The organism is Hahella sp. KA22, assembly GCF_004135205.1.
Classification (GTDB): Bacteria; Pseudomonadota; Gammaproteobacteria; order Pseudomonadales; family Oleiphilaceae; genus Hahella.
Map to the genome: position 1 here is coordinate 5,447,501 of NZ_CP035490.1, position 22,089 is coordinate 5,469,589.

The 22,089-nt window shown below is 54.0% G+C and carries 17 protein-coding genes (1 of these 17 running past the window's edge); 8 read left to right on the forward strand and 9 right to left on the reverse strand.

Annotation, left to right across the window (positions count from 1 at the left end; translation table 11 throughout):
- The 3 genes from eno to EUZ85_RS24045 all read right to left on the reverse strand — a co-directional run.
- Positions 1–1,257: the 5' portion of a phosphopyruvate hydratase gene (gene eno / locus EUZ85_RS24035; protein ID WP_127972701.1), read on the reverse strand. Its footprint begins 39 nt before the window's first position; the window shows 1,257 of its 1,296 coding nt (coding positions 1–1,257); the start codon lies at positions 1,255–1,257; its stop codon lies off the left edge, out of view.
- 132 nt (positions 1,258–1,389) lie between these two features.
- Positions 1,390–2,235, reverse strand: a complete 846-nt coding sequence (gene kdsA, locus EUZ85_RS24040) for a 3-deoxy-8-phosphooctulonate synthase (protein ID WP_127972702.1) — start codon at positions 2,233–2,235, stop codon at positions 1,390–1,392.
- Positions 2,236–2,379: 144 nt separating this feature from the next.
- Entirely contained in the window at positions 2,380–4,008 is a 1,629-nt protein-coding gene (locus tag EUZ85_RS24045) for a CTP synthase (protein WP_127972703.1), read from the reverse strand.
- 169 nt (positions 4,009–4,177) lie between these two features.
- Here EUZ85_RS24045 and EUZ85_RS24050 point away from each other — a divergent pair, with 169 nt between their 5' ends.
- Positions 4,178–5,176 carry a hypothetical protein gene (locus EUZ85_RS24050; RefSeq protein WP_127972704.1) on the forward strand — a complete coding sequence of 333 codons (999 nt, stop codon included), beginning with the start codon at positions 4,178–4,180 and terminating at the stop codon, positions 5,174–5,176.
- 2 nt (positions 5,177–5,178) lie between these two features.
- Here the strand turns inward: EUZ85_RS24050 and tilS are convergent, their stop codons facing one another.
- The 4 genes from tilS to EUZ85_RS24070 all read right to left on the reverse strand — a co-directional run bounded on the left by tilS (position 5,179) and on the right by EUZ85_RS24070 (position 11,675).
- Positions 5,179–6,522, reverse strand: a complete 1,344-nt coding sequence (gene tilS, locus EUZ85_RS24055) for a tRNA lysidine(34) synthetase TilS (protein WP_127972705.1) — start codon at positions 6,520–6,522, stop codon at positions 5,179–5,181.
- Complete coding sequence (accA, locus tag EUZ85_RS24060) at positions 6,506–7,459, reverse strand: acetyl-CoA carboxylase carboxyl transferase subunit alpha (RefSeq protein ID WP_127974555.1); 954 nt, start codon at positions 7,457–7,459, stop codon at positions 6,506–6,508. Before accA ends, tilS begins: the two co-directional genes overlap by 17 nt.
- A 102-nt stretch (positions 7,460–7,561) precedes the next feature.
- Positions 7,562–11,038 carry a DNA polymerase III subunit alpha gene (dnaE, locus tag EUZ85_RS24065; RefSeq protein ID WP_127974556.1) on the reverse strand — a complete coding sequence of 1,159 codons (3,477 nt, stop codon included), beginning with the start codon at positions 11,036–11,038 and terminating at the stop codon, positions 7,562–7,564.
- A gap of 109 nt (positions 11,039–11,147) precedes the next feature.
- Positions 11,148–11,675: a TlpA disulfide reductase family protein gene (locus EUZ85_RS24070; protein WP_164887342.1), complete on the reverse strand. Its 528-nt coding sequence runs from the start codon at positions 11,673–11,675 to the stop codon at positions 11,148–11,150.
- Between the two features lie 149 nt (positions 11,676–11,824).
- Here EUZ85_RS24070 and arsC point away from each other — a divergent pair, with 149 nt between their 5' ends.
- The 4 genes from arsC to EUZ85_RS24090 all read left to right on the forward strand — a co-directional run bounded on the left by arsC (position 11,825) and on the right by EUZ85_RS24090 (position 15,107).
- Entirely contained in the window at positions 11,825–12,181 is a 357-nt protein-coding gene (arsC, locus tag EUZ85_RS24075; protein WP_127972707.1) for an arsenate reductase (glutaredoxin), read from the forward strand.
- A 33-nt stretch (positions 12,182–12,214) separates the two neighbouring features.
- Positions 12,215–12,835, forward strand: coding sequence for an NAD(P)H:quinone oxidoreductase (gene wrbA, locus EUZ85_RS24080; protein ID WP_127972708.1), 621 nt, complete (start codon positions 12,215–12,217; stop codon positions 12,833–12,835).
- 29 nt (positions 12,836–12,864) lie between these two features.
- Complete coding sequence (locus EUZ85_RS24085) at positions 12,865–13,233, forward strand: DUF2069 domain-containing protein (RefSeq protein WP_164887343.1); 369 nt, start codon at positions 12,865–12,867, stop codon at positions 13,231–13,233.
- Between the two features lie 89 nt (positions 13,234–13,322).
- The gene (locus tag EUZ85_RS24090) at positions 13,323–15,107 is read left to right on the forward strand and encodes a GspE/PulE family protein (protein WP_127972710.1); all 1,785 of its coding nucleotides are present in this window, start codon (positions 13,323–13,325) and stop codon (positions 15,105–15,107) included.
- Between the two features lie 9 nt (positions 15,108–15,116).
- Here EUZ85_RS24090 and EUZ85_RS24095 read toward each other — a convergent pair whose 3' ends face one another.
- Positions 15,117–16,196 carry a DUF3080 domain-containing protein gene (locus EUZ85_RS24095; RefSeq protein WP_127972711.1) on the reverse strand — a complete coding sequence of 360 codons (1,080 nt, stop codon included), beginning with the start codon at positions 16,194–16,196 and terminating at the stop codon, positions 15,117–15,119.
- A gap of 129 nt (positions 16,197–16,325) precedes the next feature.
- Positions 16,326–17,846 (reverse strand): aldehyde dehydrogenase family protein, encoded by a 1,521-nt coding sequence (locus tag EUZ85_RS24100; RefSeq protein ID WP_127972712.1) that lies wholly within the window; start codon positions 17,844–17,846, stop codon positions 16,326–16,328.
- 183 nt (positions 17,847–18,029) lie between these two features.
- Between EUZ85_RS24100 and EUZ85_RS24105 the strand changes: the two genes are divergently transcribed.
- The 3 genes from EUZ85_RS24105 (at position 18,030) to EUZ85_RS24120 (ending at position 22,080) form a co-directional block, all read left to right on the forward strand.
- Positions 18,030–18,938 carry a helix-turn-helix domain-containing protein gene (locus EUZ85_RS24105; RefSeq protein ID WP_127972713.1) on the forward strand — a complete coding sequence of 303 codons (909 nt, stop codon included), beginning with the start codon at positions 18,030–18,032 and terminating at the stop codon, positions 18,936–18,938.
- A 153-nt stretch (positions 18,939–19,091) separates the two neighbouring features.
- The gene (locus EUZ85_RS31745) at positions 19,092–21,155 is read left to right on the forward strand and encodes an endo alpha-1,4 polygalactosaminidase (RefSeq protein ID WP_241566848.1); all 2,064 of its coding nucleotides are present in this window, start codon (positions 19,092–19,094) and stop codon (positions 21,153–21,155) included.
- Between the two features lie 253 nt (positions 21,156–21,408).
- Entirely contained in the window at positions 21,409–22,080 is a 672-nt protein-coding gene (locus EUZ85_RS24120) for a response regulator transcription factor (RefSeq protein ID WP_127972714.1), read from the forward strand.
- The last annotated feature ends 9 nt before the right edge of the window (positions 22,081–22,089 follow it).

A 22,089-nucleotide genomic window follows, 5' to 3' on the forward strand; every position in this document is an offset into this window, starting at 1 on the left:
CGCGCTGCCAGCCAACTCTTCTTCAATCCGCAACAAGCGGTTGTACTTCGCTACGCGATCTGAACGACACAACGAGCCGGTTTTGATTTGTCCTGCGCTAGTAGCAACAGCCAAGTCTGCAATGGTCGTATCTTCAGTCTCGCCAGAACGGTGCGAAATTACGGCTGTAAAGCCTGCATCTTTCGCCATTTTAATGGCATCCAATGTTTCAGACAGACTGCCGATCTGATTGAACTTGATCAGGATGGAGTTGGCGATACCTTTATCAATCCCTTGCTTCAAGATCTTGGTGTTAGTCACAAACAAGTCGTCGCCCACTAACTGCACTTTATCTCCCAGCTTCCTGGTCAAAGCCGCCCAGCCATCCCAATCACTCTCATCCATTCCATCTTCAATGGAAACGATGGGATAACGCTGAGACAAATCGCCCAAGTAGTCAGCAAACTCTTCAGACGAGAAAACTTTACCTTCACCAGAGAGGTTGTACTGCCCTTCTTTGTAAAACTCAGAGGACGCACAGTCCAACGCCAGAGTCACATCAGAGCCAAGTTTATAGCCAGCCTTAGTAACAGCCTCTTCAATCGCCGCCAGCGCCGCTTCATTAGATGGCAAATTGGGAGCAAAGCCACCCTCATCTCCGACAGCTGTATTCAGCCCTTTATCGTGCAGGACTTTCTTCAGGTTGTGAAAAATTTCGGCGCCAACACGCAGCGCTTCACGGAAGCTGGCCACTCCCACTGGCTGAACCATAAATTCCTGAATATCGACATTATTGTCTGCATGCTCACCGCCATTGAGAATATTCATCATTGGCACAGGCATGGAGTACTGTCCAGACGTACCATTGACATCAGCAATGTGCACATAAAGAGGCACGCCTTTTTCTTGAGCCGCCGCTTTCGCAGCAGCCAAAGAGACCGCCAGAATCGCATTTGCGCCCAGATTGGCTTTATTTTCGGTGCCATCCAGCTCAATCATGATACGGTCCAGCTCACGCTGCTCCCTCGCATCCCTCCCTATCAAAGCGGAACGAATGGAAGTATTAACTGCATCGACAGCCTTCAACACGCCTTTGCCCATGTAACGCGCAGGATCTTTATCGCGCAACTCCAGGGCTTCGCGAGAACCTGTGGAGGCCCCTGACGGCGCGCATGCGGAACCAACAACGCCAGACTTCAGCACCACATCCGCTTCAACGGTAGGATTACCGCGAGAGTCAAGCACCTCTCGGGCGCGCACATCTACTATTTCCGCCATATCTCAATTTCTCCTGTAACAGTTGGTAATGTTTCGGAATCAATAATTATTGTGGTTATTGCAGTCATCGGAAGCGCTTTGAGTGCGGCCATGAGAGCCTGCCAATTAAGCGCCACGACAACCCACCCTTCCTCACGCAGTATCAATATTGGGAAATTGTTTGACCATATCATCCAGCGCTTTCATTTGCGCCAAAAACGGTTCGAGCTGGGACAAGCGTAACGCACAAGGGCCATCGCATTTAGCCACATCCGGATCAGGGTGCGCCTCCAGGAACAACCCCGCCAAGCCAACGGCCATTCCTGAACGAGCCAATTGCACAACCTGCTCTCTACGACCGCCAGCCGAACTCGACAGCCCACCAGGCATCTGCAGAGAGTGCGTCACATCAAAAAATACTGGGTAGCCAAATTGCTTCATAATGCCAAAGCCAAGCATGTCGACCACTAAATTGTTATACCCAAACGAAGAGCCGCGCTCACAAAGAATCAACTGATCATTCCCAGCTTCCTCACACTTGCTCAGAATGTGCTTCATTTCTTGTGGAGCCAAAAACTGGGCCTTCTTGATATTGACTGGACGCCCAGTCCTCGCCATTGCGGCCACAAGGTCAGTCTGACGAGACAAGAAAGCTGGCAGCTGAATAATATCAGCCACTTCCGCCACCGGTTGCGCCTGATGCGGCTCATGAACATCCGTAATGACAGGAACGTTAAATGTGCGCTTGATTTCTTCGAAGATTTTGAGGCCTTCATCCAGACCTGGACCACGATAGGAATTGATAGATGAACGATTGGCTTTGTCGAAAGAGGCTTTGAAGACGTATGGAATGCCCAGCTTCTGGGTAACTTGCACATAGGATTCTGCGACTTGAAGAGCCAGATCACGCGATTCCAGCACATTCATACCGCCGAACAGAACAAAGGGACGATCATTTGCGATATCAATACCGCCCACTTTCACAGTTCTAGTTGACATGTATTCAACCTTATTTTTTAAGCATCCCCAATCTAACGCCCGGGGTTGCATTGGGCCATAAAATGAAAAGGCCGCTATTTTAGCAAAAGCGGCCTCTCAAATAACCCTCAACTTTTGTTCATGGAACAAAATGCATGGAACCGCCTATTTTTCGACAGCGTTCTCCAATGCTGCGCGAACAAACCCTTCAAACAATGGGTGTCCATCACGGGGCGTCGATTTAAACTCAGGATGGAACTGGCAGGCCACGAACCATGGGTGATCTTTTACTTCAACCACTTCCACCAAAGAGCCGTCCTGAGACCAGCCCGCTACCTGCAGACCCGCTGCTTCCAGTTGCGGAACAAGATTACCGTTCACCTCATAGCGGTGACGATGGCGCTCTTGAATTAGGGTCTTGCCATAACATTCGCGCACAGTAGAGCCTTCAACCAGCTTACACTCTTGTGCGCCCAGGCGCATAGTTCCGCCAAGATCGGAAGCCTCGTTACGCTGCTCAGTCTTGCCGCTCGCGTCCTGCCACTCAGTGATCAAACCTACAACCGGGTGAGCGGATTTGGGATTAAACTCAGTACTGTGCGCATCTTCCATACCCGCCACATGGCGAGCATATTCAATCACCGCAACCTGTAATCCCAAGCAGATACCTAAGTAAGGGATTTTATTCTCACGGGCATAGCGCACAGTCTGGATCTTGCCTTCCACACCGCGCTCGCCAAAACCGCCTGGCACCAAAATCGCATCTACACCCTTGAGCAAATCAACGCCTTGCTGGTAAACCTGTTCGGAGTCGATATAACGAATATTCACTTTTGTTTTATTACGAATACCCGCGTGCTTCAACGCCTCAATCAAGGATTTGTAGGCGTCCAGCAACTCCATGTACTTGCCAACCATGGCGATGGTGACTTCATGTTCAGGGTTGGCTTCATTGTCGACGACATGCTGCCACTCGCTAAGATCAGCCGCGCTGCATTCCAGCCCGAAGCGCTCCACAATAATCTCATCCAGTCCCTGCGCATGCAGCATCATGGGAATAGAGTAAATGGATTTGGCGTCTTCCAGAGCAATAACCGCTCGCTCTTCAACGTTGGTGAACAGAGCGATCTTGCGACGGGAAGACTGATCAATACTGTGCTCGGAGCGGCATACCAGAATATCCGGCTGCAAACCAATCGAACGCATTTCTTTAACCGAGTGCTGAGTCGGCTTTGTTTTCACCTCGCCAGCGGTGGCGATATAGGGCACCAATGTCAAATGCATAAATAGCGCGCGCTTGGAGCCCACTTCCACTTTCAATTGGCGAGTAGCCTCAAGGAATGGCAACGACTCGATGTCTCCCACTGTGCCGCCGATTTCAACCAGCGCCACATCAGCATCGCCAGCGCCCTCTACGATCCGGCGCTTAATTTCGTCCGTAATGTGCGGAATGACCTGTACGGTGCCGCCCAAATAATCGCCGCGACGCTCTTTGCGCAACACGGTTTCATATACGCGACCAGTGGTGAAGTTATTACGCTTGGTCATGGTAGTGCGGATAAACCGCTCGTAGTGACCAAGATCAAGATCCGTTTCCGCCCCGTCTTCGGTGACGAAGACTTCTCCGTGCTGGAAAGGGCTCATGGTGCCCGGGTCCACGTTGATGTAAGGATCCAGTTTCAGGATGGTGACTTTTAGTCCGCGTGCTTCAAGAATAGCGGCCAAAGATGCGGATGCGATGCCCTTCCCCAAGGAAGAAACAACCCCACCTGTGACGAATATATAGCGCGTCATGCAAAACCCGTTGGTGTAACAGATGTTAATCGGAAAGGAGGGAGATATTCATCTCAAAGATGGGACGCCAGAATAACAGAAACAGGGGGGTATCTCAATGAATGATGCGATGAATTCCCCGGATTGACAACGACGCATCCTGCCGCCGCGACCAGCTAATAAGCACGTTATGGGCAAACGCCCCGGCCGTTTCCAGTTCAATGACTATACTTCAACTATGGCTGACTCGAATTCAAACAATCAATCTGCGACGAAAGGCGTCACTGCGGCGCCACGATCTTTTCGTTTCACATTGCAAGCGGCCGGGGTGCTTGTGTTACTGATATTTTCTCGTTTTTCCGAGGCATTAGAAGTAACAAAAGTGAGATATCCAGTTCCTGAGTCCGAAATGGACCTTCGGTATGAGTATCCCAAGCAGTTGCTGAAGCTGGCGCTGGAGGAGACGATCGGCACTCACGGGCCCTATGAAATAGAAGACGCCAAAATTAGAGCCTCCCAGACCCGCAATGAAATATTCCTGCGTCAGGGGTTCAACATCGACATCATTTGGAGACCAGAGAACGGCTCGCTGGATGAAAACTTCCTCCCTGTGCGCATTCCTATTCTAAAAGGCGCCTTGGGATATCGCGTATTTCTGATTCGACAATCCGATCAAGACCGTTTTCACGCCATTAATTCACTAAAGGAGCTAAAAACTCTGACCGCCGGCTTTGGCCACGACTGGCCCGACGTTCATGTACTCAAGGCGAACAACATCCCACTTGAACTCTCCTCGGATTACGAGACGTTGTTCAAGATGCTCATTACCGAAAGGTTTGACTATTTTCCCCGGGGTATAAATGAAGCATGGGATGAATACGAGCAGCGCCATCCGTTTCTTCCAGAATTGAAGGTGGAAGACTCCATTCTCATGTATTACCCCCTGCCCGTTTACTTCGTTGTAAACAAGTCAAACAAGGACCTCGCGCAGCGTGTGGAAATCGGCCTGCAGAAGGCTATTGCAAATGGCGGCTTTGATCGGCTTTTCTTTTCACATCACCAGAGCATGCTGGAAAGAGCCAATCTTAGCGGAAGAAAACTACTCATTTTGGAAAACCCTTATCTGCCGGAATCTACACCGAAAGGGAGCCAATATTGGCTTAAAGTGGGCTTCAATCAAACACAGTAGAATTACGAGCTAGAAGGTTGATGGAGCGCTGGCAACCACGCATTGTCCGAGGCGGCGAATTGCTCCGCCACGCTATAGCTCCCCACCGCAGCCAGCTCATCATTGAAATAAATTAAAGGAATGCTGTCTCGTCGCCACGGAGGAATATTCTGCTCCTGCAACCATTTTTTTAAAGGACAGGAACCACCCCGCCCCTTGGGTCGAAAACGTTCTCCTCCACGGCGGAATCGAACAATTACCGTTTCATCTGCCGCAGGCTGCCGCAGCCCCTCATTGACAGGCTCAGCAATCAGCCTCCCGACAGGGGTCAACAATGCCTCCGCCAGAGGCCAGACCACTTCGTACTCCGATGGGAGCGCATCAATCGTCTCCGTGATATATAGCTTCCCATCGTGCCGACGCAAAATGCTTTCGCCTAATGGATAGCATGGCTGGCGGGAGGCTTCTGCATGAAGCATCTGCGCCAGAATCTCGACCAGGTCGCCCTCTGATGGCGTAAGCCCGGCGGCTTGCAGCCAATATCGCAATGCATTCTTCCTGCGATGAGGCGACAAGCCTGATAGCACAGCAAGCTCCAGCTCGTCCGCATTGACTGTCCTGCCTTGTAAATCCATCTCCGCCAATTCATCTAACAGATTCGCGGCCTCCGACATACGCCGGCCAGTCTCTGCAATCATCACCACAGCATTCCGCCATCGCGCGCTCATTGGTCGAAGTATTTCATTACGAAGAAAATTTCTGTCAAACACGGCGTCGGCGTTACTTTCATCCTCCACCCAGCTCAAATCCCAGCGTTGCGCCAACACTTCCAACTCCGAGCGAGTGAAGCCCAGCAAAGGCCGCCTCAACATGCCTTTTCCCAAAGAGCGTTGACTGGGGATGCCAGCCAGCCCTTTCACACCATGCCCTTTTAGCAGCCGAAACAGGATAGTTTCAGCCTGATCATTCTGATGATGACCTTGCAACAACACCGCTCCCGCATGCTTGTCCAGGTAATGTTCGAATACACGATAACGAGCCTCACGGGCAGCCGCTTCAAGGCTATCGCCTTTGGCCGCCACGTTCACGGGATGCGTATGGCATGCTATATCCAGGCTCAGGCACTCAGTCTGACAATGTTCCATCCAGGCGTCGGCATTCGGGCTAAGTCCATGATGCACATGTATCGCCTCGATTTGCGTCTTCGCAGGCCACGCACGCCGCGCTGCATGCAGCAATACGCTGGAGTCCAGACCGCCGCTATAGGCGATGAACAACTGAGAAAAGTCAGGCAGACCGCACAAGGTCGAGAGAAGACGCCGCTCAATATCGGCGGCGTCATGGGGAGTCTTAGAGGAAGCGCTCATAGGAAGTAAGGCGCTTATACCGCTCTGCGACAAGCTCCTCGGTATCCATTTCCAGCAACTGGCCTAGAGAGTCTTTCAGAGCCGCTTTGATATGACCGGCCATCAGCTCAGGGTTGCGATGCGCACCGCCCAAAGGCTCATCCAAGACCTTATCCGCAAAGCCCAGCTCTGCAAGACGCTTGGCCGTAATCCCCATCGCTTCTGCAGCGTTGGCGGCGTACTCCGCGTTTTTCCACAGAATGGAGGCGCAGCCTTCTGGAGAGATAACGGAATAGGTGGAATATTGCAGCATGATCAAGCGGTCGCAGACGCCAACCGCCAGAGCGCCGCCAGAACCGCCTTCACCGATGACCGTTGAGATGATTGGCGTCTTCAGGCGGGACATGACCGCCAGGTTAAATGCAATCGCCTCGCTTTGACCACGCTCTTCAGCGCCGATACCCGGATAGGCGCCCGGAGTATCGATAAAGGTCAGTATCGGCATTTTGAAGCGCTCGGCCATTTCCATCATACGTAACGCCTTGCGATAACCTTCTGGGCGCGGCATGCCGAAGTTACGCTTCACTTTCTCTTTGATTTCGCGACCTTTCTGATGCCCGATGATCATAACGGGCTCATCATCCAGTCTGGCGATACCACCAACGATAGCCTGATCGTCAGCGTATTTACGGTCGCCATGCAATTCGTCGAAATCTTCGAAAATCATCCGCACATAGTCCAGCGTATAAGGACGCTTTGGGTGACGGGACAGGCGGGAAATATCCCAAGAGGACAGATCCGCAAAAATATTTTCCGTGAGCGACACGCTCTTGGACTTCAGACGGTTGATCTCGTCAGTAATATTCAACTCACTGTCGTTACCAACCAGACGCAACTCCTCTATCTTTTCCTCCAGCTCCGCGATCGGCTGTTCGAAGTCGAGATAGTAAGGGTTCATCTGCTTTTCATGCTTACTCATAGTTTTTCTTGCTCGGCTATGTCTCTTGAGCTTGAGCTGGCGCGCATGTCATTCCATGCCTTGCCGGATACAAGCGAGGGGTCAACTGTAACGCAGTTGCACCCGCTCCTTGCCCAACAAATATCGCAGCCCCTGAATCAATTCATCGCTTGGATTAACCCGCCAATCTTCCGCCAGACGCAGTCTGGTGCGGGCGGTTTCCGTTTCATAATTGATCAAAACCGGGCAGCCCTCGGCGCGATGCTCTCCCAAAACGCCGCCCAGTTCGTCAATAAAGCCGTTATTAAAATCTTTTTCGTGTACAAAGAGAATAAGCTCTTTGGCGAACTTCAATCGCGCTTGACCGATGTCCGAAGTCAATTTCGCCCGGACAGAAAGCCCACCAGAGTAGTCATCTTCGCCAACAACGCCCTCCACCACCAGAATGCGGTCGTTGTGCAGCATTTCTTTGGCTTGCTCGTAGGCGTCGGAGAAAAAAGTCACTTCAATGCGGCCGCTACGATCATCCAACGTGGCAAAACCAATATATCCGCCGCGCTTGCTCTTCATCGTGCGCACCGCCACTACCAGGCCCGCTACATTTTGCGGACTCTTGCCGGGACGCAACTCAGAAATGGGCGTTCGCACAAATCGGCGCACTTCCTGTTCATATTCATCAAACGGGTGACCAGTCAGATACAGGCCCAGAGTCTCCTTCTCTAATTTGAGGCGCTCCTTATCGCTCCATTCCTGCATGCCTTCCGTCGCGCTGTAGGGATTTGGGTCCGTTTCCGGCACCACCTCACCAAACAAGTCCAGCATTCCAGCGTCTTCATTGCGAGAATGTTGATCCGCGCGACGCACCGCTTCATTGATGGACGCCATCATACGGGCGCGGTTCGGTCCCAGCTTGTCCATCGCGCCAGAGCGGACCAGCGCTTCCAAAGCGCGTTTGTTGACCCGACGTAAATCCACCCGCTGACAGAAATCAAACAGGTCGCGGAAAGGACCGCCTTCTTCGCGGGCGTCCAAAATACTTTGCACAGGGCCTTCACCCAGCCCCTTGACAGCGCCCAGGCCATAAACGATGCGATTTTTATCGTCAACCGTGAAGGTATAACTACTGTTATTGACGTCTGGCAACACCAAGTCCAGCTTCATGCGCCGGCACTCTTCCACCAGCGTCACCACTTTATCGGTGTTCTGCATATCCGCGGTAAGCACCGCAGCCATAAACGGCGCAGGATAGTGGCACTTCAGCCACGCAGTCTGATAAGACACCAAGGCGTAAGCGGCGGAGTGGGATTTGTTGAAACCGTAGCCCGCAAACTTTTCCACCAGGTCGAAGATCTTTTCCGCCAGATCCTGCTCAAGGCCTTGATTGATGCTCCCTTCAACGAAGATCGCCTTCTGCTTGGCCATTTCTTCGGGTTTCTTTTTACCCATGGCTCGACGCAGTAAGTCCGCGCCCCCAAGCGTGTACCCCGCCATCACCTGGGCGATCTGCATTACCTGCTCCTGATACAGGATGATGCCGTAGGTGGGCTGCAGGACAGGTTTCAAGGATTCCAGCTGATAATCCGGATGCGGATAGGCAAGTTCTGCGCGTCCGTGCTTACGATTGATAAAGTCGTCAACCATGCCCGATTGCAGCGGCCCCGGACGGAACAGGGCCACAAGAGCGATGATGTCTTCAAAACAGTCCGGCATCAGACGCCGGATAAGTTCTTTCATACCGCGAGATTCAAGCTGGAACACCGCGGTGGTTTCGCCATGCTTGAGCAGACTGAAGGTAGGCGCGTCGTCCAGCGGGATAAAGTTGATATCCAGCGGCGGCTGGCCTTTTTCGGCATGTTGCCGGTTAATGATGTCCACCGCCCAATCAACGATGGTCAGCGTACGCAAACCCAGAAAGTCGAACTTAACCAGACCTGCCTGCTCTACGTCGTCCTTATCGAACTGAGTGACCAGACCCGAACCCGTTTCGTCACAGTACAGGGGCGCAAAGTCAGTCAACTTGGTGGGAGCGATCACCACCCCACCGGCGTGCTTACCGACGTTACGGGTAACCCCTTCCAACTTGCGCGCCATCTCCCAGATTTCCGCCGCTTCTTCATCCGTGTTCAGATATTCCCGCAGCGGCTCTTCCTGCTCATAGGCCTTGGCCAGAGTCATACCTACTTCAAAGGGGATCAATTTGGATAGACGATCGCCCATGGAGTAAGGCCGTCCCTGCACCCGCGCCACGTCCCGCACTACCGCCTTCGCCGCCATGGTTCCGAAAGTAATGATCTGGGACACCGCATTACGACCGTATGCTTCCGCCACGTACGCGATAACCCGGTCGCGTCCTTCCATACAGAAGTCGACGTCAAAGTCAGGCATTGATACCCGTTCCGGGTTAAGGAATCGCTCGAAAAGCAAATCGTAGGCGAGAGGGTCCAAATCGGTGATTTTTAGCGCATACGCCACCAGAGAACCCGCGCCAGACCCCCGGCCCGGCCCTACCGGCACGCCGTTGTTCTTGGCCCACTTGATGAAGTCCATAACAATGAGGAAGTAGCCGGGGAACCCCATCTGAGTAATGATATCCAGCTCGAACTTGAGCCGGTCATAGTAGCTTTGACGTTTACTCTCGTACTGAGGGTCGTCTTGTTTGAAAAGCGTAGCCAACCGCTCCTCGAGTCCCTCTTCCGAGACCTTGATGAAAAACTCATCAATGGTCATGCCTTCAGGAATGGGATAATTCGGCAGGAAGTACTTACCCAGGCGCAAGCTGACGTTACAACGCTTGGCGATTTCCACCGTATTATCAATCGCCTCAGGAATATCCGAGAACAGCTCGCACATTTCCTCCGCCGACTTCAGGTATTGCTCTTCACTGAACCGGCGCTCCCGACGCGGGTCGTCCAAAGTGCGGCTTTCATGGATACAGACCCGCGCCTCATGGGCTTCAAAGTCGTCACGCTCAAGGAAATGCACATCGTTGGTGGCGACAACAGGACAGCCTGTTTCCATCGCCAATTCGACAGAGGCGTGTACGCATTCTTCGTCATTAATCCGACCCGTGCGTTGCAACTCCAGATAAAATGCATCCGGAAACATCTCCATCCAAAAGGCCAGCCGCTCGCGCGCCAGCTCCGGCTTACCGGCCAGCAACGCCTGGCCGACTTCGCCATACTTGGCGCCGGACATCGCCAACATGCCTTCCGCCTGGGCGGCAATCCAGTCTTTCTTCAGAATGGCGCGACCGTGGGACTGACCTTCAGTAAAGCCGCGGGATATGAGTTCCGTCAGATTGCGGTAGCCGGTTTCATTACGGGCGAATAACGTGAGTCGAAATGGAGCCAGAGGATCGTCCAGGTTTTCAACCCAGACATCAGCGCCGACAACCGGCTTCACGCCTGCGCCCGCCGCCGCTTTGTAGTACTTGACCAGACAGCACATGTTGGACTGATCGGTCACCGCCACCGCTGGCATTCCCATATCGGCCAGCTTTTTAACTAAAGGTTTGACCTTTACCAGTCCATCAACCAGAGAAAATTCTGTGTGAATGCGTAAATGAATAAAATCGCCCATCGGGCCTTTATCTCCAGATTCTTCGTGCAACGCGGCTCTCAGGTCCGCGCTAGCCAATAATTCTCAATAAAGTCACAAATTCTTAAATATAGACGCCTAATGGCGGCGATTATTGTGGAATAACCGACAAAATCGCACTTTTCGTCTGCGCGCCGATCATCTCGCGCTGCACCTTGCCGTCATGGATCAATAGAGTGGTTGGCAACACCTTGGGGATTTCCACTTTCCAATGACGGGTCGGATCGCCTTGCAAAACCGGGAAGTTAATGCCCATTTTGTCGATGGTTTTGGTCAGCGCCTCTCCTTTGTGGCCATCATAATCCACCCCCAGAACAATGACGCCGGGATGCCTATTTAGCTCATTCAGCTCGGGAATTTCAACCTTACAGGGACCGCACCACTCCGCCCAGAAATTCAGAATGATCCACTGCCCGCCCAGATGATCCAGATTGATTTCTCCGCCATCCGCCAGCTTCACCACTGTCGTCAACGGCGCATCGTCTTTGTCTTCCGAACAGCCCGCCAGTAACGCCAACAGGGCTCCTGCGATCAGCGCTTTGAATACGGCCCGATGGATAGTCGAGACGCCACTGGCAATGAATTTAAACAGGCTGAGGGTAATTTGACGGGCGATCAAAATGTTTCTCCAGGTAATACGCTGACCGGCATTCTACACGAAAAAAGCGGGTGGAATGGGAGTCTGGCCCTTCCTTCATTGAAAGTGTTAGAAATGCGTTCCACAGATGCTTAAACTTGCCCCCTTACTGCAACAACAGGAAACAGACGATGAGTAAAAGCGCCCTCACTATCTGGCACAACCCACGCTGCTCAAAATCCCGGCAGACACTGCAAATTATTGAAGACAGCGGCGTGGAGCCCACTGTAGTGAAGTACCTGGAAACGCCCCCCAATGCTGAAGAGCTGAAAGCAGCCCTGGCCAAGCTCGGCATTTCCGCCAGAGACCTGTTGCGTAAAGGCGAAGATGAATACAAAGCCCTTAATTTGGCCAATGCCGACTTGAGCGAAGACGCCTTGATCGAAGCAATGGCGGCCCACCCCAAACTGATCGAACGCCCAATCGTCATCAAAGGCGATCGCGCAGTCCTGGGCCGCCCGCCTGAAAATGTCAACGAACTGCTCTAATTAGTCCACCTGTCTATATAGAAGAAGGAAACCATGAAGTCAGCGACCGACTCTCCTTATCTACTGGTGCTCTATTACAGCCGCAACGGCGCCACCCGGGTGCTGGCTCAGCATATCGCTCGCGGCGCGGCGCAAGTATCAGGCATGGAAGTGCGGGTACGTACGGTGCCCCCTGTGTCTGCAGTCAGTGAAGCGACAGCTCCGGCAATCCCCGAAGAAGGCGATGTTTACTGCACTCTGGAAGACCTGGAAGGCTGCAGCGGCCTGATCATTGGGTCGCCGACCCGCTTCGGCAATATGGCCGCGCCGTTGAAATACTTTCTCGACCAGACGGGTTCTTTGTGGCAAGCGGGCGCCCTCATCGATAAGCCCGCCGCCGCATTTACCTCCACCAGCAGCCTGCACGGCGGTCAGGAAACCACCCTGCAGACCATGCTGACGCCCCTGCTGCACCACGGCATGCTGTTGGTTGGCCTGCCCTATACCGAGTCAGGCCTCAGCGAGACGCGAGGGGGCGGCTCACCCTATGGCGCTGGCCACTGGTCTGGTTCCGATGGAGCCCGTCGTCCAGATGAGACAGAATTACAGTTGTGTCGGGCTTTGGGCCGCCGGGTGGCGGAACTGGCGCACCGGCTGGCTATCACCGAAGCTTGACCCCCTATCGCGAAAACTGGAGATTAACGTTGTCCCTATCGCAAAAAGTTAAAATCGCCCGCTCTACAGTAACGGCGAGCTATCTGATCCTGACCCTTTTGGTGCTGTTCAGCACCTGGCAGAGCATTTCTCAAAATACTGAAACCTCATGGCTGCTGATTGTCAGCGTCAAGTGTCTGCCCCTGCTGGCGTTTTTCCCGGCGGTGTATCTGGGCCACGTACGCGGCCTGATCTGGTTATGCTTTGTGCTCTGCCTATACTTTATAAGGGCCGTCGGCGATTACGCAGCGGGACAGAATTTAATGATCAGTGGCGCTCTCGCCGTAATGAGCGTTATCCTGTTCAGCACAATACTGTGTTTTATCAAATGGAACGCACAAGCGCGCCGCGCCGCCTGAACCGGGCGTCCAGGCCGCACTGACAGCGATGTCGGCGGCTTGGGGCGGGCAACTCACTTTTTCGGAATAGACAACAGTAAAATAAGCCCATGAGCATCGCCGCCTCCGCACAACCCCAATGGCTGACCACCGTCGACATCATTAAGCGTCTGGTGCGTCTGAAACGGATCACTCAGGAAGAAGGAGAAAAGTTCCTGAGTTCACCCCGCAGTAAAAGCGAACTGGCCCTTCACCCTATCGAGCAGGTCGTCAACTCCGGCCTGATTGATCACAACTCTGGTAAAGCCTTTGATCTGGAGGAACTATCCTCCTGGCTGGCGAAGGAAGCGGGGCAATCCTATTTCCACATCGACCCTCTGAAAATAGACGCCCGCGGCGTGGCCTCCCTGATGTCCTTCGCCTATGCGCAACGTCATCGCATCCTGGGCGTGGAAATTCACAAGGATCATGTGGTAATCGCCAGCGCCGAGCCCTTTGTCACCGGCTGGGAAGACAACCTGCGTCATGTTATTCGTAAAGACATTAAACGGGTAGTCGCCAACCCTGCGGATATCCGCCGCTTCACGGTTGAATTCTATCGGCTCGCCACGTCCGTGGACAAAGCCGTGGGCGGACGCGGTGAGACCTCCGCCGCTATCGGCAATTTCGAGCAGCTATTGGAGCTGGGCAACGTCGCAAACCCTGACGCCAACGACCAACACATCGTCAATATCGTGGATTGGCTGCTGCAGTACGCCTTTGATCAGCGCGCCAGCGATATTCATATTGAGCCCCGACGCGAGATTGGCCAGGTAAGGTTCCGTATCGACGGGGTGTTGCACAACGTTTATGAGCTACCCATGCAGGTGTCCATGGCGGTGGTAAGCCGACTGAAAATACTGGGCCGCCTGAATGTGGCGGAAAAGCGCAAACCTCAGGATGGCCGCATCAAGACCAAAAATCCAGATGGCCTGGAAATCGAATTGCGTCTTTCCACGCTACCCACCGCCTTCGGCGAGAAGCTGGTCATGCGGGTATTTGACCCGGATGTATTGCTGCGCTCCTTCGCTGACCTGGGTTTCGGCCAGGACGACAGCCGTCGCTGGAACTCCATGACCTGTCAGCCCAACGGCATCATTCTGGTAACCGGCCCCACCGGTTCAGGTAAAACCACAACCCTGTACTCCACGTTGAAAAGCCTGGCCACATCGGAAGTCAACGTCTGTACGATTGAAGACCCCATCGAAATGGTGGAACCCGCCTTTAACCAGATGCAGGTGCAAAGCGGCATCGGCGTGACTTTCGCCAGCGGCGTCAGAGCGCTGCTGCGACAAGACCCCGACATCATCATGGTGGGCGAGATTCGTGACCTGGAAACGGCGGAAATGGCGATACAGGCGGCGCTGACCGGTCACTTGGTGCTCTCCACGCTGCACACTAACGACGCCCCCAGCGCCATCACCCGTCTGCTTGAGCTGGGCGTCCCCGGCTATCTGGTGAAAGCCACGGTATTGGGAGTCATGGCGCAGCGTCTGGTGCGTGTGTTGTGTCCTAACTGCAAAGCACCCACCACGATTGACGATAAAGACTGGCAGAACCTGATCCAGCCCTGGAAAGCCTCCAAACCCGATCACGCCTGCGCTCCGGTAGGATGTCTGGAGTGCCGCAACACTGGCTACCGCGGACGAGCGGGCGTTTACGAAGTCATGATGCTAAGCGAAAGCGTGAAAGAGACCATCAATGAACACTGCGACCTGGAGCGTATCCGTAAAGTGGCGGTCAAGGAAGGGATGCGGACACTGCGCCTGAGCGGCGCGCAAAAAGTAGCCAACGGCATGACCACGATTGATGAAGTATTAAGGGTCACGCCATCATCCAGTCTGGCGATACTCTGACGTCATTGTTCACCGGCTTCCGGGCGCCAACCCGCATTGCGCCAACATCTCCGTCCATATCGCCGCATGCGCCGCGGCGTTGTGGCGGAATTCCCACCATAGACTGGCCTCCCCTTCCTGCAGGTAACGCTGAGCGAAACTCCGCAACGCGACAGATTGATCCCCTTGCAACTGGTCATAGGAGCGCTGTAAGGGCGGCAGCCAATCACGACGCGCCTTTTCCAATTGCGCCAGATACGACTGCACCCGGACGCTATATATATTGACCAGAACATTTTGCAGAATGCGACTACGCTCGTTTGGGGCCCCGTTCACACAGAGCGGCCGCTCCGCCAGTCGACGCCTCAGCCCTTCAACAATCGCCCCCATCTCCGCAGAAGCCTCCTCGGCGGAGAAAAGCAGCCGTCCCACCATGGGATACGTCAGTAAACGACGATTGAGCGCTTCCAGGCTATCCGCGTTCAAACTGGCCGATTCCGGCTGCGTCGACCAGTCGGCCAGCGCCGACAACGCCAGACTCAACTCCGCCCAGTCGCCAGCCTGAAAGTCCAAGTCAAAACCACCTTCTTTCTGCGACATCAACGCTTGCCATTCGGGCCCGGCCCAGGTTGCATTCCAGGCCACATTGCGAATCTCGTCGCGCTTACTCGCCAGTGCATTTCGCAGTTCTTCAACAAGCTCAACGTTTTGTTCCTCGTGCGCCTCAAGCGTCGTCAGGCAGGCCCCGCCCAGGCTCAAAAAATGTTGTTCATAAAGCCACTTCTGACTGGCGGGCATCATCTTGCCGAGCGAACTGTTGCGAAAGCCCACCAACCGATTCAACTTACAGCCAGTCAGCCCCAGAAAATCCAGCAAATTGATCTTCAGTTCGGCCACTTCTCTCTGCAGCGCTTTGCTGCGGGGATAAACTTCGACGGGAAGCGCTCGACCAGCGGCAGGAAAGTCAGTGTCCAACACACGCTCCAAACGATCACGGTAATCCTGAAATAGTTCAGCGCTAGTGTCAGGGGGACCAAGGCAGGCGGAAAGCGATAATATTGTAAGCAGCGTCAGCGCCGCTCCACCTAATCGACGAGAAGAAACAAACATGAAAAAAGCGGCCGCTCCGAATGTCCTGTCAGTATCGAAATTGTCGGCCGCAAGCAGTCTGAAAGTCCAGCCCTCAGGTCCAGGGCTTAGGGGAGTTCACTTGTCCAGTCACGACTCCCCTGTCTGTATTTAGAAAAAGCCTAACGGGTTGATGTCGTAACTCACCAGCAGATTCTTGGTTTGCTGGTAGTGCTCCAACGCCACCTTGTGCGTCTCCCGACCGACGCCTGATTTCTTGTAACCGCCAAAGGCCGCATGCGCCGGATAGTGATGATAACAATTGGTCCACACCCTGCCCGCCTTGATTTGCCGTCCCATTCTGAACGCCAGATTGATATCCCGCGTCCACACCCCGGCGCCCAGCCCATACTCAGTGTCATTAGCGATGGTCAGCGCTTCATCTTCGGTTTTGAAAGTCGTAACGCCGACCACCGGCCCAAAGATCTCCTCCTGAAACACTCTCATGTCATTGCCACCTTTCAACAGGGTCGGCTGAATATATAAACCGTCCTGCAGATCGCCGCTCAGCTTTTCAACGCCGCCGCCCAACAATACCTGCGCGCCTTCTTTGCGGCCGATTTCGATGTAACTCAGAATCTTATCGAACTGTTCCTGAGAGGCCTGCGCGCCCACCTGGGTGTCGGTATCCAGAGGATTACCGCGTTTGATCGTTTTGGTGCGGTCAATGACTCTGCCGATAAAGTCGTCATAGATTGACTCATGAATCAGCGCCCGAGAGGGACAGGTGCAGACTTCTCCCTGGTTGAAAAACGCCAGCACCATGCCTTCCACGCACTTACTGATGAAAGACTCCTCCTGACGCAGGATGTCAGCGAAATAGATGTTAGGGGACTTGCCACCCAGCTCCACAGTGGAAGGTATAATATTTTCCGCCGCGCATTTCAGGATATGCGAGCCAACCGGGGTTGAGCCGGTGAACGCAATCTTGGCGATGCGTTTGCTGGTGGCCAGGGCCTGACCCGCCTCCGCTCCCCAGCCATTGGCGATATTCACCACGCCCGGCGGCAACAGGTCACTGATCAGCTCCATCAGCACCAGAATTGAGGCCGGCGTCTGCTCCGCGGGTTTCAGCACCACGCAGTTGCCCGCCGCCAGCGCTGGGGCCAGCTTCCAGGCCGCCATCAGAATCGGAAAGTTCCAGGGAATGATCTGCCCCACGACGCCCAGCGGTTCATGGATGTGATAGGAAAGCGTATTGGCGTCGATTTCCGCCAGCCCGCCCTCCTGAGCGCGAATACAGCCCGCGAAGTAACGGAAGTGATCTACAGACAGTGGGATATCCGCCGCCAGGGTTTCCCGCACTGGCTTACCGTTATCCCAGGTTTCCGCCACTGCCAGAATCTCCAGATTTTGCTCAATGCGGTCGGCTATTTTCAGCAGTAGATTGGAGCGCTCCGTCGCCGATCTACGTCCCCAGGCGTCTTTGGCCTTATGCGCCGCGTCCAAAGCCAGCTCAATATCCTCCGCACTGGAACGAGGAATTTCGCAGAATTTCTTACCATTCACCGGAGAGATATTGTCGAAGTAGCGACCTTGTACCGGTGCTGTCCATTCGCCGCCAATAAAGTTCTGGTAGCGGGCTTTGAAGTTAACCAAGGCGTTGTCGAGACCGGGCTGTTCGTAAATCATGCCATTGTCCTCTCTGCTTGTTTTTATGACTGTTTGGCGTGGCGGAGCTACCGCCATGAGACCACTTTAAACTTCTGGACAGCGGCTCCGCTTATCTGTTAGTACATATCTGTTGCCTGTGAGTCCATAGGCGATGAAGTCTGCTGCTTACTCCAAAAATAAAAAACATGACGGGTGACAGAGGTGACAAGAGCAATAGCCATTGCAGCCCGCGAACCACGCGAGCTGATAGAAAACAGAGTATCTTTCGCCGGCCCCAACTCGGAGTTGAGCGTCTACGACACTTACCTGCCCGCGCAAAGCGTCGGCCTGTCGGCGGACGAGCTGCTTTATTGCGGAATGATCAGCGGCCGCAAAATTCTGCATGGTCGCGACGACTACACAGCGGAGTTTCTGCCGCAGGAATCGTTCGTGATGGCCCCCGGCGAAACCATCAGCATAGATTTTCCCGACGCTGAGCTGAACCGCCCAACTTCCTGCCTGACGGTAGAGATCTCACGCACGCGGGTGGACAGCATCTGTTCGCATATGAATAAAGTGGCGCCGCTGCATAAAGACTTTGAAGAGTGGCGCTACCGCACGGAGACGTTAATCCACACCCCTCATACTCAGGCCACCCAGGCGCTGCTTGAGAGAATGATCGCCACGTTCAGCGAAAACGGGCCAGACCGGGATATCTTGATCGATTTGGGCGTCAGCGAATTAGTGGTGAGGATGCTGCGCCAGCAGACCCGCGCCTTCTTACTGGGCGCCTGCGAAAGTCAGCCCGACATTAATGGGTTGGCCGCCGCACTCAGCCATATCCAGAAACACATCACGCAGCCATTGGATATTGGTCAGCTGTGCAGAATCGCCTGCATGAGCCGCAGCCGTTTCTTCGCTGAATTCAAAAGCCACTTCGGCTGCGCTCCCGCTGAGTTTCAGCAGCAATTAAGATTGCAACGCGCCGGCGAGCGCCTGCGCCAGGGAGAATCCGTCACCCGGGTCTGTTTCGACCTGGGTTATCGCAACCTGAGCCATTTCAGCCGACGGTTCCAGCGACAGTATGGACGCAGCCCCAGTCAGTATCAGAAACAGCTCACGATGACCTGAAAACACGACAGAAAGTTCAGTTTTTGGTCAGAGCAAAAATCAAGCAACCATAATGTTCCGGTAAGTTTCTCCTGATTAGGATGAAATTGGCTCACTCATGAAGTGAGCCAGTCTTCCTACTTAACTAATAATTAGAACCTCAGGAGATCAGCAATGACCCAGAAGTTATTCGGTCCTTACATTTCCGCCAATCCGCCCTTCGCCCGCAAACGCCTGCAACCCGCCCTGGCGGCGGCGACGCTTGCCTGCGCATTGGGTCTCACCGCCTGCAACTCCGACGCAGGCACACGGGATAATGAGACAAAAGTAACCAATAGCGGCTCTGCTTCCAGTGCAGGATCGCAAAGCGCCGCCAATATCTGGCGCCCCAAACCAGGAACAACCTGGATGTGGCAACTGCAAAACTACGGCTCCATGAATATGAACCTGGATGTCACCGCCTATGATATTGACCTGTTCGAAGGCAGCGGCAGTGGCTCCAACAGCCTGATTCGTCAATTGAAGAACAAAGGCAAACGTGTAATTTGTTACTTCAGCGCCGGCACCCGCGAAGACTGGCGTCCCGATGCAGACCAATTCGCTCCTGGTTCAGTGATTGCTGACGGCGGCATGCAGGACTGGCCTGGCGAGACCTGGCTGAACATTGGCAATAAATCCGCTCTGGAGCAGACCATTAAGCCCATCATGGAAGCCCGCTTGGATTTAGCCAGAGACGCAGGTTGCGACGCGGTGGAACCAGACAATGTGGACGGTTACACGAACAAAGATGAAACCCATGGCGCTATCAGCGCAGCAGATCAGCTGGCTTACAACAAGTGGCTGGCGGAAGCCGCACACGCCCGAGGCCTCAGCATCGGCCTAAAAAACGATGTCGACCAGTTACAGGCGCTGGCTCCATATTTTGACTTCGCCGTCAATGAGCAATGCTACGCTTGGGGCAATGAATGCGTTGCGTACGAAAACACCTTTCTCAGCGCCGGCAAAGCCGTATTCAATCAGGAGTACTATAAAAAAGGCGAGGAAGGGATCATCACTAAAGAGCAATTCCTCGGCAACGCCTGCTCCTACTTCGTCAGCGCAGGCATTTCCGCACTTTGGCGGCAAAGTTTCGAGCTGAACGGCGGAACCAGCCTGTCCTGCCCCGGCGCAGTAGATCCCGGCGACGATGGGGATGACGACGGTGGCGACACCGGCGGAGACAATGGAGGCGACACCGGTGGTGATAACGGCGGAGATACCGGTGGTGACGATGGCGACAACGGGGACAATGGCGGCGATACCGGTGGCGATGATGGCGACAACGGGAACAATGGCGGCGATACCGGTGGCGACGACGGAGACAATGGAGACAATGGCGGCGATACCGGTGGCGATGATGGCGACAATGGAGACAATGGAGACAATGGCGGCGACACCGTTGGCGATATCTGGAATCCAACGCCTGGAACAACCTGGATGTGGCAACTGCAGCGTTATGGCTCCATCAACATGGACCTTGACGTGGACGCCTACGACATAGACCTGTTTGAAGGCAGTGAAAACGGCTCCAACAGCCTCATTCATCAGTTGAAAAACAAAGGTAAGAAAGTCATTTGCTACTTCAGCGCAGGTACCCGCGAAGACTGGCGTCCTGACGCCAACCAGTTCACCGAGGATTCTGTGATCGCTGACGGCGACATGGACGACTGGCCCGGCGAAACCTGGTTAAACATCGGTAACCAAACGGCTTTGGAGCAGACCATCAAACCCATCATGGAAGCGCGACTGGATCTGGCTCGTAACGCAGGTTGCGACGCCGTCGAGCCGGATAACATGGACGGCTACGACAACCGCAGCGAAACTCACGGTGAAATCAGCGCCGCGGACCAGCTGGCTTATAATATCTGGATCGCACAGGCGGCTCATGCCCGTGGCCTAAGCGTGGGGCTGAAGAACGATGTCGGTCAGGCGGAAGAGCTGGTGGCTTACTTCGATTTCGCCGTCAATGAGCAATGCTTTGCCTATGAAGAGTGTGAGGAATATGAAGATACCTTCCTCAACGCCAACAAGGCGGTGTTCAATCAGGAGTACTACACGGACGGCGACGACGGGGAAATATCCAAGCGTCGTTTCCTGCGCAAGGCTTGTCCTTATTTCGAAAGCGTGGGCATTTCCGGCTTGTGGGCGAAGGGCTACAGTCTGAACGGGCGTAACGTCGTCGCCTGTGAAAGCAATTAATCAGACAGCTAATATAGAAGGATACTATTAATCAGGCAGACAAATAGCTTCCTTCTATTTGTCTGCAACGACAGGGCCTGCACAGGTCAGGCCCTGTCTCCCGCGGCTTAACGCCGCGCAGGCGCGTCCATGCGCCTGATGATTAACATGTCAATATCATTGCCATGTTAATTAAAATTGAGGCGGAAGGGCGCAGGGACGCGCCCGACTCATCCGGGCGGACGCCCCTCACAACAGGAAGCTAGTCCCTTTTATGCGTTTACTGGTCATTGAAGACGCCGACATTTTACGCCAAAGCCTGGTCATCGGATTGGGCGACGCCGGTTATGTGGTCGACGCCGCCGCAGACGGCGAGGAAGGTTTATGGCTCGCCAGCGAGCAATCCTACGATTTAATTATTCTCGACATCATGCTCCCACGCATGAACGGCTTCGAATTACTGGATCGGCTGCGCACTCTCGGCGCAGATAGTCTGGTGCTGATGCTGACCGCCAGGGACAATGTTGAAGATCGCGTACTGGGCCTGCGCAGCGGGGCCGACGACTATTTAGTGAAGCCTTTTGATTTCGCTGAATTGTTGGCGCGAATAGAAGCTTTGTTGCGTCGCCGCGCCGGTTGCGCCAGTAATCTGGTGGAAATCGGTGAGCTGACCATTAATTTACACAGCAAACAAGTCAGCGTCAGTGGCGTTCCAATCACCCTCCCGCCTCGCGAGTATGCGCTGCTGGAATGTCTGGCTTTGAATCGTCACCGTGTGGTGTCCCGGCAGGAAATCGAACACAAAATTTATGACGACAAAATCGAACCAATGAGCAACGTCGTGGATTCCGCCATTTCCAGTCTGCGAAAAATGATTGATCACAAAGACCGTCCTTCGTTTATCCTTACCCGTCGGGGACATGGCTATCAGATACGCCAGTCATAACCATCGACT